The 351-nt window shown below is 66.4% G+C and carries 1 protein-coding gene; it reads left to right on the plus strand.

What is annotated here, in order from left to right:
* Positions 1-50: 50 nt before the first annotated feature.
* On the plus strand, positions 51-351 hold a 301-nt coding region (locus CBX98_RS25700), incomplete at its 3' end, for a hypothetical protein (protein ID WP_197710257.1).

Below are 351 nucleotides of genomic sequence, written 5' to 3' on the forward strand. Positions count from 1 at the left end.
CGGCCCTGCGTCGTGAATGGTCGCCATCCCTCATCGCTACGTACGGCAGCATGGGCGCTGAAGATCTCGAACAGCGCCTGCGCCGCGCGGAGGGCTGGGTCGATACCCACCCTAACGATCCCGCGTTGCTCACCGCCGTCGGTCGCATGTGCGTGCGTGCACGCCTGTGTGGCAAGGCCAAGCCCTTCCTCGAGCGCGCACTCGCCATCGAGCCGAATGCGAATGCATGGGAAGCGCTAGGCGACGTCTATGTCGGCGAAGCGCATCCGGAGCTCGCGCAGCGTTGCTATCGCAATGCGCTGGCGCTTGCCCGGGGTGAAGCCACCGAAGCGTTGCCTGAGTCGCGCAACC

Source organism: Vibrio sp. T9 (assembly GCF_003123985.1).
In the GTDB taxonomy this organism is placed as follows: Bacteria; Pseudomonadota; Gammaproteobacteria; order Enterobacterales; family Vibrionaceae; genus Vibrio; species Vibrio diabolicus.